The sequence below is a fragment of the Halomonas flagellata genome (assembly GCF_022487945.1).
Classification (GTDB): Bacteria; Pseudomonadota; Gammaproteobacteria; order Pseudomonadales; family Halomonadaceae; genus Halomonas; species Halomonas flagellata.
Genome location: NZ_JAKVPY010000002.1, coordinates 81,986 through 94,458, shown reverse-complemented (window position 1 = coordinate 94,458; position 12,473 = coordinate 81,986). Strand labels below are relative to the sequence as shown.

General features: G+C 68.5%; 10 protein-coding genes. All 10 read left to right on the top strand.

The annotated features are described in order from the left end of the window. Positions 1–20 precede the first annotated feature (20 nt). The 10 genes from MKP05_RS02130 to MKP05_RS02085 are packed head-to-tail and all read left to right on the top strand — an operon-like array spanning position 21 to position 12,472. A complete protein-coding gene (locus MKP05_RS02130; protein WP_240566820.1) occupies positions 21–590 on the top strand; it encodes a hypothetical protein in 570 nt (189 codons plus the stop codon). A gap of 3 nt (positions 591–593) precedes the next feature. Further along, complete coding sequence (locus tag MKP05_RS02125; protein WP_240566819.1) at positions 594–1,211, top strand: hypothetical protein; 618 nt, start codon at positions 594–596, stop codon at positions 1,209–1,211. A gap of 9 nt (positions 1,212–1,220) precedes the next feature. Next, the gene (locus MKP05_RS02120; RefSeq protein WP_240566818.1) at positions 1,221–1,520 is read left to right on the top strand and encodes a hypothetical protein; all 300 of its coding nucleotides are present in this window, start codon (positions 1,221–1,223) and stop codon (positions 1,518–1,520) included. After that, positions 1,517–2,653: a hypothetical protein gene (locus MKP05_RS02115; protein WP_240566817.1), complete on the top strand. Its 1,137-nt coding sequence runs from the start codon at positions 1,517–1,519 to the stop codon at positions 2,651–2,653. Before MKP05_RS02120 ends, MKP05_RS02115 begins: the two co-directional genes overlap by 4 nt. Beyond that, positions 2,650–3,147 carry a phage baseplate assembly protein V gene (locus tag MKP05_RS02110; RefSeq protein ID WP_240566816.1) on the top strand — a complete coding sequence of 166 codons (498 nt, stop codon included), beginning with the start codon at positions 2,650–2,652 and terminating at the stop codon, positions 3,145–3,147. Before MKP05_RS02115 ends, MKP05_RS02110 begins: the two co-directional genes overlap by 4 nt. Then, entirely contained in the window at positions 3,147–3,470 is a 324-nt protein-coding gene (locus MKP05_RS02105; RefSeq protein ID WP_110282939.1) for a hypothetical protein, read from the top strand. The genes MKP05_RS02110 and MKP05_RS02105 overlap by 1 nt, the downstream gene beginning before the upstream one ends. After that, positions 3,467–3,829, top strand: a complete 363-nt coding sequence (locus tag MKP05_RS02100) for a GPW/gp25 family protein (protein WP_219999901.1) — start codon at positions 3,467–3,469, stop codon at positions 3,827–3,829. The genes MKP05_RS02105 and MKP05_RS02100 overlap by 4 nt, the downstream gene beginning before the upstream one ends. Continuing rightward, positions 3,826–6,480: a putative baseplate assembly protein gene (locus MKP05_RS02095; RefSeq protein ID WP_240566815.1), complete on the top strand. Its 2,655-nt coding sequence runs from the start codon at positions 3,826–3,828 to the stop codon at positions 6,478–6,480. Before MKP05_RS02100 ends, MKP05_RS02095 begins: the two co-directional genes overlap by 4 nt. Next, entirely contained in the window at positions 6,477–9,902 is a 3,426-nt protein-coding gene (locus tag MKP05_RS02090) for a putative baseplate assembly protein (RefSeq protein ID WP_240566814.1), read from the top strand. Before MKP05_RS02095 ends, MKP05_RS02090 begins: the two co-directional genes overlap by 4 nt. After that, positions 9,899–12,472, top strand: a complete 2,574-nt coding sequence (locus tag MKP05_RS02085; RefSeq protein WP_240566813.1) for a DUF11 domain-containing protein — start codon at positions 9,899–9,901, stop codon at positions 12,470–12,472. The genes MKP05_RS02090 and MKP05_RS02085 overlap by 4 nt, the downstream gene beginning before the upstream one ends. Position 12,473: the final 1 nt, after the last annotated feature.

Sequence of the window (12,473 nt, the reverse complement as noted above, 5' to 3'; positions counted from 1 at the left end):
CGGCAAAGGACCAGCAAGCGATGAACGCAGCCAACAATCAGCCAGGACCCGGAGATCGACACCCGCAACGGCAGAGCCGACCGCCGCGCCTGTACGTGCGGGTCGGCGATCGCCTACACGCTGCGCCAGAGGACGTCCAGGAGGCCGCGAGACACTATCCGCTGATCGCGGAAAAGGGCGCAGTCCACGGCGGCAAACGCCTGACCATCCTGTCGCCTCGCACGACGTTTGCCCCGAACGAAGACATCCACATCATTCACGTACTCGAGGTGGTCGAGCCCGGTCACGACGTCCACATCATGGGCCCCAAGTCAGTATACGGCGAATACCTCGACGGAACGCTGTGCACAGCGCCGCCTCCCGCGGACACAGATCCCTTTCGGCCCGGCCTCTACGATGGTGCCACACTGTCCAGTCCAGCAATCGACTACAACTTCGATGTCACCGTCTACAGTTTTCCCGCGCCGGGCCGCCACGACTTCGAGTGGCGAGTCGGTGCGCTCCATTCGAATACCTTGCGGATCGAGGTCGTCGAGAATCCGAAGGGTGTCGCGACCGGCAGCGACACCGCGCTGCCAAACCGGGGGTAGTTTATGCGTAAAGGCGCCCTGATAGGCCTCGACCCGTTCAACCCCGTCGCCTCGGTGACGGTGTTCCAGTTCAATCCGGAAAAGCTCACCCGGACACTGGGGCCGCAGACGTCCGGAACGGCGGGGTCGATCTTCGAGACCGAGCGGTTGAAGGGGCCACCGGAGGAGACGATCAAGTTCGATCTCAAGTTCGACGCCGCGGACGATCTCGACATCGGTGACGGGATTACCGAGTCGCTGGGACTGTACCCGCAGCTCTCGGCGCTGGAAATGCTGGTGTACCCGAAGAGCGCGCTGGTGATCACCAACACGGTGTTGCTGGCCACCGGCACCATCGAGGTGATCCCGCCCACCGGGCCGCTCACGCTCTTCGTCTGGGGGCCACAGCGAATCCTGCCGGTACAGATCAAGGAGTTCACGATCGAGGAACAGAAGTTCGATTCGAACCTGAACCCGATCGAGGCCAAGGCAACGTTGGCCCTGCGCGTGCTGAGCTACAACGACCTGTCGCTCACCCACCCGGGCTACTGGATCTTCCTGCTTCACCAGATCGCCAAGGAGGTGTTCGCCACCATCGGCAGCATCGGCAACGTGGACAATCTGGACGAACTGTTCGAGTGAGGTGAGACGATGTTCGACCCTGGCAGCCGTTATGCAACCCTCGAGACCCTCACCACGACGGGGCCGGACGGGCGCGAGATCCGCTATGTCGCGCGACGCTTCCTGCCGCCGGCGGGCGGCGGCACGGTGATCCGCGAGCACATCGTCACCGAGGGGGAGCGGCTGGACCACCTCGCCGCCCGCTATCTGGGTGACCCGGAGCTCTTCTGGCAACTCGCCGACGTCAACAACGCGATGCACGCCGAGGCGCTGGTCGAGGAGGTCGGGCGCCGGCTGATCGTCGCACTCCTGCCGGAGGCCCCGTCGTGATAAACCTGTTCGGTCTTCATCTGCAGTTGATGCTGGGCGAGACCCTGCCCACCCCCGCGCCACTCAAGGTGAGCGAAGCGCTGCAGAGCGTCGAGGTGACGGCGAAGGACAGCGACCGCTCGGGATTTCAGATGGTGTTTCAGGTGGGTCGCGGCCTTGCTGACCGCAAAGACTTTGCGCTGCTCACGGAAACCAAGCTGCAGCCGTTCAATCGGGTGGTGTTATCCGTGCTCTTCGGCGTGACGCCGCAGCCGATCATGGACGGGATTATTACCAAGCATCAGTTGGCCCCGAGCGACGAGCCCGGCGCATCCAAGCTCACGGTGACCGGCGAGGACGTCAGCGTGATGATGGACCTGGAGAAGGTGCAACGCCCCTATCCGCAACTCGGGGACAATCTGATCGTTGGGCTGATTCTGATTCCCTACATGATCGACTACGGGATCGTACCGCAGATCATGGTTCCCTCCGATCCGCTGGTCAGGCCGGTAACCGAACAGACCCGCAGCCAGACCTCGCAAGAAACCGATCGGGATTTCATCACCAAGCTTGCCGCCAAGCACGGCTTCGTATTCTACGTCGAGCCCGGGCCCACGCCACTGGCGAACTTCGCCTACTGGGGGCCGCCGCCGCGGCTGGAGCTGCCGCAGCCGGCACTATCGGTGAACATGGGGCCCGGCAGCAACGTCGAGACGATGAGCTTCAGCTACAACGAACTGTCACCCAAGGCGCTGACCTACACCAAGTCCGATGGCAGCAGCGAGACGGTGGACAGCTATAGCCGCCAACCGCCACTTGCCGCCCGGGTCCCTGACACGCGGCAGTCCGACTTCCTCGGCGATGGCCCCGACGGTGAGACCGACGCGGCGAAACGAGTGCGCGCACAGGGCGAGGTCGACAAGTCCTTCGACAACGTGGTGACGGCCGAGGGCACGCTCGACGCGCTACGCTACGGGCGCATCCTGAAACCGCGCAGCCTGGTAGACGTACGGGGCGCCGGCGACAGCTTCGACGGTCGCTTCTACGTCAAGTCGGTGACGCACACGATCGATGTGAAAAAAGGCCTCTACAAGCAGAAGTTCTCACTCTCTCGGGAAGGGGTCGGGACGACGACTCCGCTGGTGATGCCATGACGAACGGCGTACGGCACGACGGCCTTTACCGCGGCGAGGTTGCGAATAACGTCGATCCCGAGCGCAGGGGACGCGTGCAAATCAAGGTACCGAGCGTCTTCGGGGACAACACGCTCACCTGGGCGCTGCCCTGTGTGCCCTATGCGGGACCGGGCGTCGGCTTCTTCTTGATCCCCCCCGTGGGCGCACGGCTGTGGATCATGTTCGAACGCGGCGACCCGGAGTACCCCGTCTGGATGGGCTGTTTCTGGGACAGCGCCGGCGACGTGCCGGCGAGTCCGCAAATCGCCGAGATGAAGGTGCTGAAGACCGACACGGCCACCGTCACCATCATGGACGGCCCGGGCCCCGCCAGCGTGACGGTCGAGACACAGAGCGGGCTGAAGATCGAGATGAACGCGCAGGGCATCGAGATCTCCACCGGCCAGGGTGCCACGGTAACCCTGCAGGGGCCGAAGACCGCAATCAACGGCTCTGCGCTGGAGGTGACCTGATGCCGGGCTTCGTGGTGCACGAGGGGGCAACGGTGCTCTGCCTGCATGGCGGGCAGGCGACACCCACGGCGCCCAACCCGCGGGTCTCGGTCAGTGGGCAGAAGATCACCGTGCAGCCGGTGCCCTACACGATCGCGGGTTGCGCGTTACCGCCCCCGCCGAACGGCAACGGTCCCTGCGTCAGCGCTTCCTGGACGACCGGGGCGCTCCGCGTCAAGGCCAGCGGCCAGCCGGTGCTGATCCAGGGGGCGCAGGCGGTCTGCGCACCGACGGGTACCGGGGTTACCGTGGTGGCCACACAAACACGGGTGAAGGCGACATGATCCGGATCGACTACCCCTTCGACTTCGACGAGCGGGGGCGCACGGCGCTCACCACTGAGTACGATCATATCCGCGACATGATCGAGCAATTTCTCTTCACCCGCGCGGGAGAGCGGGTGAACCGCCCTGATTTCGGCGGCGGCCTGCTGGACGTGGTGTTTGAGCCCAACAGCGACGCCCTGGGGTCGAGCCTGCAGCGTACCGCCCAGGCGGGATTGCAGCAGTACCTGGGTGACCTGATCACCGTGCAGGTGCTCGTCGCCTCGACCGAGGAAGCGGTGCTGCGGGTCGACGTGCGTTACCTGGTCAAGCGCTCGGGCGAAACGCGGACCGAAAGCTTCGAGCGGAGCCTGTCATGAGTTGCAACTGCGGTACCGACGCCGAACTGAACTGCCGCGACGACGCCCGGCGCCGGATGGTGCGGGCGGCGCAGGTCAACGGGCTCGACTATCTCGAGGTCAGCGACGACCAGCGCAAGTTGACGGTGTACTTTCTCGGCCCCGCGCCGGAGGGGATCGGCACCGGGAATATCGAGATCTGCGGCGGGGTGCGGGAACGCGACATCGCGGTCATCGACGTCCAACTCTGCCCGCAGACCGACCCCGAGCGCGACAATTGCATCGTCGTCACGGTTGACCGCCCCGGCGATTTCTCCACCTACTGCCTCTGCCTCGTGAACCTGCCCGAGGATGCACCTTTCGACCCGCGCTACCGCTGCCTCGAGTTCAGCTTCAAGGCGGCGTGCCCGAGCGATCTCGACTGCCAGTCGGAGCCGCGCTGCCCCGAGGAGGTGACGCCGGCGCCCGAGATCGACTATCTGGCGAAGGATTACGCCAGTTTCCGCCGGCTGATCCTCGACCGGCTGGCGGCCGTGATGCCCGAGTGGACCGAGCGACACGTGCCGGACATCGGCATCACGCTGGTGGAACTGCTGGCCTACGTGGGCGACTACCTGAGCTACCACCAGGACGCCGTGGCGACCGAGGCCTACCTGGGCACGGCGCGGCAACGGATCTCGGTGCGCCGGCACGCGCGGCTCGTCGACTATCACCTGCACGAAGGGTGCAACGCCCGGGCCTGGGTAGCGGTCGGAACCTCCCAGGATCGCACGCTGAAGGCGCGGGACCTCTCCTTCGTCACCAGTTTCCAGGAGGCGCCCGCCCCCGCTGCGGGTGTACCCGACTGGGCGCCGTTCGAGGCGGTGCCGGAGAACCGCTACGAGGTGTTCGCACCGCTGGTCGCCGATGCCGACGCGCCGATCGCACTGCGCGTGGCGCACAACAAGATCCGTTTCTACACCTGGGGCGACCGGCAGTGCTGCCTGCCAAAGGGCGCGACCGCGGCGACGCTGGTGGATGGCACGCCGCCGGCACCGGGAGAACCGGCGCCTGATCAGGCACAGAAAGCCGAGCTCGAAAGGTCCCCGGACACGCCGCCAGCGAGTGAGGGTACGCGCACCCTGCACCTGGAGCCCGGCGACGTGCTGATCCTGGAGGAGGTGTTGGGACCGAAGACCGCCAGCGCGGCCGACGCGGAGGCGGCGCGGCAGGTGGATACCTATTTCCACCCCGACGCGAACCCGGCGCACCGGCACGCGGTCCGCCTGACCGGGGTCACGCCGTCGGTCGATCCGCTGACCGGACAGCCGCTCCTCGAGGTCACCTGGTGCGAGGAGGACGCGCTGCCGATGCCGTTCTGTGTCTCGACCATTGGCCCGGCACCCGAATGCGCGCTGCTCGAAGACGTCAGCGTGGTACGCGGCAACGTCGTGCTGGCCGACCACGGCCGATGGCAGCCGGAGGACAATCTTGGCTGTGTACCGCACGCCGAGGAGGACCCGGTCTGCGTGGCCGAGGGCCGGGCGGCGGACGTCGCGCTCCGTGTCGGGCGCTTCGAGCACGCGCCCATCGAGGGGCCGCTGACCTTCACCACGCCCCTGGATCCCGGTGCGCCCGCTTCGCTGTCGCTCCGGCAGGATCCCCACCGGGCGATCCCGTGCCTCGCGGTGAGGAGCGCGCCGCACGCCGCCTGTGTAGCGGATGGCGACGCGGCGAAGCTGCCGGCGGGGGGCGAGCCGCGGGACTGGACCCTGGTGCGCGACCTGCTGGCCAGCGGTCGCTATGACACGCATGTCGTCGCCGAAATCGACGACCGGCGCCGCGCCAGGTTGCGCTTTGGTGACGGCCGCCTGGGGCGGGCACCCGACGCGTTCAGCCAGATCCATGTGCGCAGGCGCATCGGTAACGGCCCCGACGGCAATGTCGGCGCCGACACGCTGACCATCGCCGTCCATGCGACGCCGATCAACGGGCTCGTGCTGGCGCCGCGCAACCCGCTGCCGGCGGAGGGCGGCACCGCCCCCCAGCCGGTGGCGGAGGCCAGGCTCTTCGCACCCTACGCTTTCGCCGAGGAACTGGCGCGGGCCGTCATCCCGGAGGACTATGCCGAGATCGCGGCGCGACACCCGAAGGTCCAGCGCGCTGCCGCCGAGCTGCGCTGGAACGGCAGCTGGTACGAGGTGCGGGTGGCAATCGATGCCTTCGGCGCAGCGGTCGCGGACGACGACCTGTTGGCCGAGATCCACACCGAGCTCAGCCGCTTCCGCCGGATCGGCCACGACCTCGCCGTGCGGCCGGCGGTGCAGGTGCCGTTGGACATCGCGATGACCGTCTGCGTCGCACCCACCCATCTGCGTGCACACGTCGAGGCGGCGCTCCGTGCCCGGTTCGGTAGCGGCTGTCTGCCGGACGGCGGCCTCGGCTACTTCCATCCGGACGCGCAGAGCTTCGGCGACGACATCGCGCTCAGCCGTCTCCTGGCGGCGGCCCAGGCGATCGACGGGGTCGAGAGCGTACAGCTCGCCCGGCTCGAGCGCCTCCACGAGGGGCCGAACGGTGAACTCGCCGCCGGCGTTCTGGCGATCGGCCCGCTCGAGATCGCGCGCGCCGACAGCGATCCGAACGCGCCCGAGAACGGGCGCATCACCTTCGCCATGAGGGGGGGACGATGAGCACCGATCCGACCTGCGGCTGTTGCGAGGGCGTAGAGCCGGTCACGCCCCGCGTGATCTACAACCGCCCGGGACTCAGCGAGATCGCGGCCCGTGTCGGCACCCATGCGGATTTCCTGGCCACGATGCTCGCCCGGCTGACCCACCACGAGTTGCCAAACGGCATGCGGCCTTTGAAACGCCTGACCACGCGGGCCCCGTCCGACCCGACGATCGCCCTGCTCGATGCCTGGGCTGTGGTCGCGGACGTGCTGACCTTCTACCAGGAACGGATCGCCAACGAAGGCTACCTGGCGACGGCGACGGAGCGGCGTTCGATCCTGGAACTCGGCCGGCTGGTCGGTTATCGGCTCCGGCCCGGCGTGGCAGCCAGCGTCTACCTCGCCTTCACGCTGGAGAATGGCTACGAAGTCACGATCCCGGCAGGCACGCTGGCGCGGAGCCTACCCGCGCCCGGCGAGAACGCGGAGCCCTTCGAGACCTTCGAGATGCTGGAGGCCCGGTCGGCCTGGAACGCCCTGCCCTTGCGGTTGTCACGGCCCTTTGTGTTGTTCCCCCCGTCGCCCGGCTTCACCGGCACCGTGCCCGCCTTTCTCGCCGGAACCGAGGCCGGGCTGGAGGCGGGCCAGATGATCCTGGTCGTGGGCCCGGGAGCGCCGCTGCCCTATGTCCTGCGCAGCGTCGAGCCCGATCGCGAGGCGGACCTCACGCGCATATCCTTCGCCGAAAAACGCGCCCTCCACACCACCGCGGTCACCGAGTCGAAGGAGAAAGTGGAGCTGTCACTTTTGGCACAGCTGGGCGATGTGGTGGAGGCTTTGCGCCGACCACCATCGGATCAGCCGCCCTCGAGATTCCAGCTTGGCCGCGATCCGGCGCGCACCTACTCCACCGCGGCGGATCTCGGACCGCAGCTCCTGGCCGAGTTTGCGCCGACGCTGCGCGGCCCCCTCTTCACCGCCTACGCCAACGCTCCGGTGACCGGCAGTCGTCCCGAGGACCGCTACGGGATAGAGGCGTTCAGGATCGCGGCCGGGCCCTTCGGTGCAACGGCGCCGCTCGAGTTCGTCTACGGCGAGAACGGCGATGTGTCCCGGCGCGAATGGCTGCTGGCCGAGGTGCGCAGCAGCCTTTCGGTCGAGGCACGCGCGACGCTAGACGGAGGCGCGACCCTGGACCGGGCCTTCGAGCAGGAGGTGGACCTCGGCGCCGGCGCGGCGGCACCCCTGGCGCTGACAATCCGGGTCTGGGATCCGATGACGGCGGCGCGGGAGGTCGTCCTCGGCCTCGACCAACTCGCCGAAACCGACGAGGGTACCAGGTTCCGCCGCTGGAACGAGGGCATCGACGGCGTCGGCCTGGAGGTGGAGGCGTTATACGAGGAAATTCCTGACGGGCTGTGGCGGCTGCAGGAGGTGAGAGTGAACTGGCACGGCGCGAACAATGGGGGCCAGGGGGGCCGCTGGTTCGCCTTTGGCCGTCGCCAGGCCAGCGTCCCGGATTCCACCGTCGCTGCGGCGGCCGCGGTGACGGCGACAGACCTGGTCGTGGAGCTCGACTTCAGCGTCGATGCGCCGGGCGGGGTGATCTCGCCCACACCGAAACCGGCGCAGTTCACTGGCGGAAACGGCAGCCAGGTGACGGTGCAGATCGCCGCTGCGGCCACCGTGCTGACGGTGGTGCGCAGCGAGAGCCGCTTCGCCGGCACACCCGAGGCGCCACGCATCCTGTCCTTCGATGCCGAGTATCCGGGTATCGTACCGGGCAGCCGGCTGGTGATCGACGGACCGATGCAGGGGTGCCATGTCTACAACGTACTCGACGTGCGCAGTGCCGTGCGCGCCGACTACGGTCTGTCGCAGACGGTGACGCTGGCGCTGCTGGACGCGCCCTGGCTGAGCGGAGCGGAGGCGACGCTCGCCGACATACGCCCGGTCAGGATCCACGCCCGGAACGAGCCGCTGGAATTGGCCGAGGCGCCGCTGACCGAGGACCTGAAGGGCGTCGAGGTGGAGCTCGGCGAGCTTTACGAGGGACTCGAGGCCGGGCGCTGGGTGGCGGTGAGCGGCGAACGGACGGACGTGCTGGCCACCGACGGAACGCCGGTCGAGGGCGTCGAAGCGACCGAACTGGCGATGCTCGCGGGCGTCGAGCACCGTCCGGCGCAGATCGTCGATCCTGACGGTAACCTGATCGACCTGCCCGGCGATACCCTGCACACCCGCCTGACCTTCGCCGAGCCACTGGCCTATACCTACAAGCGCGACACCGCGACGGTGAACGCCAATGTGGCTCTCGCCACCCACGGCGAGACGGTGCGGGAAACCATTGGCAGCGGCGACAGCGCCGCACGGCTGCAAACCTTTGCGCTGTCACGTGGCCCGCTGACCCATGTTTCCGCGCCGACGCCCGCGGGCACGGAGAGCACGCTCGCCGTGCGGGTCAACGACATACGCTGGCGCGAGGCCGAAAGCCTCCTGGCGCTCGGCCCTCTCGACCGCGACTACAAGAGTTCAACCGACAACGAGGGCACGACATCGGTCACCTTCGGCGACGGCGTACGCGGCGCGCGCTTGCCGAGCGGGACAGGGAACGTGACCGCGACCTACCGCGCAGGCATCGGTGCGCCGGGCAATGTGGGCGCCGGACAGATCAGCACGCTCGGGCCGAAACCCCTGGGCGTCAAGGAAGTCACGAATCCCCGCGCTTCGAGCGGTGGCGCGGACCCCGAGACGCGGGACCAGGCGCGGCTGCGGGTGCCGCTTGCCACACGGGCTCTCGACCGCCTGGTGTCAGTGGAGGACTACACCGATTTCGCCACGCTCTACGCCGGGATCGGCAAGGCGCAGGCGGCGCGGCTCCCCGACGGCCGGCGCGAGGTGGTCCACCTGACCCTCGCCGGGGCCGCGGACGCGCCGATCGATCCGCAGTCGGCGCTCTGGCGCAATTTGATGAGGTCGCTGACCCGTTTCGGCGACCCCTCGGTGCCGATCGTGATGGCCCCGCGCGAGGCCGCGTTCGTGTTCCTGAGCGCGAAGGTCCGGGTCCACCCCGACCATCTCTGGGACAAGGTGGAGCCACCGCTCCGCCAAGCGCTCCTCGCGGCCTTCGGTTTCGAGGCACGGAAACTGGGCCAGCCTCTGCAACTGAGCGAGGTGGTCGCCGTGATGCAGGCCGCCGCCGGCGTCGACTATGTCGATGTCGACCTCTTCGAGGCGGTGCATGAAGCGGACGCCCGGACACCCGAGACGCTGGCCGCGCGGCTGGCCAGGTTCGCGGCGCGGCCCGTCACGGCGCTCGCCGGCACCCATCTCCCCGCGGCGCCGGCACGGCGCGAGAACGGGAAACTGCGCCCGGCGCGGATCGTCTATCTGAACCCCGCGCTTGCGGACACGCTGATCCTCACCGAGGTGACGTCATGACGCGGAATCCCGACCGACTCTACGACCTTCTCCCCGTCGTCCATCGTCAGCGCGACGTCGAGCACGGCGAACCGCTTCGCGCCCTCCTGCAGGTCATCGCCGAGCAGGTGGAGGTGTTGGAGGACGACCTCGCGCGGCAATATGCCGACTGGTTCATCGAGACCTGCGACGACTGGGTGGTGCCCTATATCGGCGCGCTGATCGGCTACGAGGCGCCGCCGCAGGTGGCCGAGGACGGCGTGCGCACCGCGCTGCTGTCCTCGATTCTTACCCCGCGCCGCGCAGTGGCGAACACCATCCGCGACCGGCGGCGCAAGGGGACACTGCCGCTGCTGGAGCTGATCGCGAAGGACACCGCGGACTGGCCGGCGCGGGCGGTCGAGTTTTACCGCCTGCTGGCCTGGATGCAGCCCGTCAATCACCACCGGGTGACGCGCGGGCGCACGGCGGATCTCCACGACGGATTGGCGCTGGCGCTGCTGGGCGGGCCGTTCGACCCGGTGACGCGGACCGTCGACGTCCGCCGGATCACCTCGACGCAGACCCCGGGAACGCACAACATCCCCCATGTCGGCGTCTACGCCTGGCGACTGAAGCCCTATGCCGTCGCCCGCGAGCCGGCCTATGCGCGGGAGGACATGGGCCCTGGCGCCTACACGTTCAGCGTGCTCGGGAATGACATGCCCCTGTTCACCCTCCCCGTATCGGAGCCGGGGCCCGAAGCAATTGCCGAGCCGCCAAATGTCCCTGCGCCGATCCTGCGCCGGGTGCTGGCGCAGGATCTTGCGACCTATTATGGCGCCGACAAAAGCCTTGCCATCTGGGCGGAGGACTGGCCGGCACGCGGCGAAGCCGGGCTGATCCCGCCGGAGAACCTCATCGTGGCCGATCTGAGCGGCTGGCGCTACCAACCCGCCCGCGACCATGTCGCCGTCGACCCGGAACTCGGCCGGATCGCCTTCCACGTGCGGCAGTCGCCCGGCGGCGATGTACAGGTACGCTACCACCAAGGCTTCAGCGACGACACCGGCGGCGGGACCTATCCGCGCACGCCGCGCCAGCCTGTGGGTGCCGTCACCTACCGCGTAGGGGCGGGCGCGGAGCTCACCGCAATCGGCGCGGCGCTCGACCGCTGGCGCGCGGACGACCCCGACGACGCGGTCATCGAGATCGTCGACGGCGGCGTCTATACCGAGCCGCTGAACATCACGCTGCGCGAAAACCAGAGCCTGCAGCTGCGCGCCCGCGACGGGACACGCGCGGTGCTTCGGCTGCTCGACTATCGGGCTTCCCGCGGCGACGCCATGATGGTGCGCGGCGAGGCGGGCTGCCGCTTCGCGCTCGACGGGCTCCTGGTCGCCGGCCGTGGCTTGCAATGTCGCGGGCCGATGGAGGAGCTCCGACTCAGTCATGTGACGCTGGTACCGGGCTGGAGCCTCGGCCCCGACTGCTCGCCGGATCGGCCGGCCGAACCGAGTCTGGAGCTTGTGGACGGTCCCAGGGAAGTGACGATCGAGCGATCGATCCTCGGCTCGATCCAGGTGAGCATGGACGAGGTCGACGCCGACCCGGCGGCGATCACCATCGCCGACAGCATTCTCGATGCCACCTCCGATACCCGCGAGGCGGTGGGCGCGCCGTCCTGGCCGCTGGCGCACGCCGTACTCAGGGTCCTGCGGTGCACCGTGATCGGCCAACTTCAGACGCATGCGATCGAACTGGCCGAGGACAGCATCTTTACTGGCCCTGTCCGCGTGGCGCGGCGCCAGATCGGCTGCATGCGGTTCTGCTACGTGCCAGCCGGCTCGCGCACGCCGCGCCGCTACCGCTGCCAGCCGGACCTGGCGGTGCGCGAAGCGCTCGACGCGCTGCCTGTGGTTGAGAGCGGCGGGCCGGTCTTGGCGCCGATCCTCGTCGGGGGCGATGCGAGCGCAGCCGAGGAGGCGAGTCCCGAGGCGGCCAACCTGCGACTGCGTTTCGACACCAGCAATCCGGCACCGGCCATCGGCGAGACGATCACACTGACGCTGGCGGTCGACAATCTGGGGCCGCGGACCACGACAGGGATCGAGGTCACCATCATGACGCCGCGCAGGCCCGGCGACGACACCCAGAGCCCCTTCGAACCCGACCCGGACGTCACCGTCAGTCGCGGCGCGCTCATCGGCGACATCGATCCGCCGGTCTGGGAGATCGCGCAGCTGCCACCCGGCGGTTGTGCGCTGCTGACCGCGCGGCTGACCGTGGTCGCGGGGGCCGAGCCGCCGCGCATCGGGGCCTTTATCTCGGCGTATACCTTCTTCGACGACGGCGCGGCCTACCGTGATCGCCTGCGCGCCGCAGCACGCTCGGCCGTGCGCCCGGTCTTCGTCGACCGCCGCTACGGTCGCCCGGGCTACTGCCAACTCGACCTCTGTACCGCGCCCGCCATACGCGAGGGCGCCAGCGACGCCTCCGAGATGGGCGCGTTCCACGACCTTTACCAACCGCAACGCGCTGCGGCGCTTTCGGCGCGACTTGCGGACCACGTCCCGGCCGGCATGTCCGCCGGACTCCTCTTTGCCAGCTAGG

What these genes read in the sequence shown, in the direction of transcription:
- MKP05_RS02100 (WP_219999901.1), top strand. Translation starts at nt 3,467, where the DNA reads ATGATCCGGATCGACTACCCCTTCGACTTCGACGAGCGGGGGCGCACG.
- MKP05_RS02105 (WP_110282939.1), top strand. Translation starts at nt 3,147, where the DNA reads ATGCCGGGCTTCGTGGTGCACGAGGGGGCAACGGTGCTCTGCCTGCAT.
- MKP05_RS02125 (WP_240566819.1), top strand. Translation starts at nt 594, where the DNA reads ATGCGTAAAGGCGCCCTGATAGGCCTCGACCCGTTCAACCCCGTCGCC.
- MKP05_RS02085 (WP_240566813.1), top strand. Translation starts at nt 9,899, where the DNA reads ATGACGCGGAATCCCGACCGACTCTACGACCTTCTCCCCGTCGTCCAT.
- MKP05_RS02130 (WP_240566820.1), top strand. Translation starts at nt 21, where the DNA reads ATGAACGCAGCCAACAATCAGCCAGGACCCGGAGATCGACACCCGCAA.
- MKP05_RS02110 (WP_240566816.1), top strand. Translation starts at nt 2,650, where the DNA reads ATGACGAACGGCGTACGGCACGACGGCCTTTACCGCGGCGAGGTTGCG.
- MKP05_RS02095 (WP_240566815.1), top strand. Translation starts at nt 3,826, where the DNA reads ATGAGTTGCAACTGCGGTACCGACGCCGAACTGAACTGCCGCGACGAC.
- MKP05_RS02120 (WP_240566818.1), top strand. Translation starts at nt 1,221, where the DNA reads ATGTTCGACCCTGGCAGCCGTTATGCAACCCTCGAGACCCTCACCACG.
- MKP05_RS02090 (WP_240566814.1), top strand. Translation starts at nt 6,477, where the DNA reads ATGAGCACCGATCCGACCTGCGGCTGTTGCGAGGGCGTAGAGCCGGTC.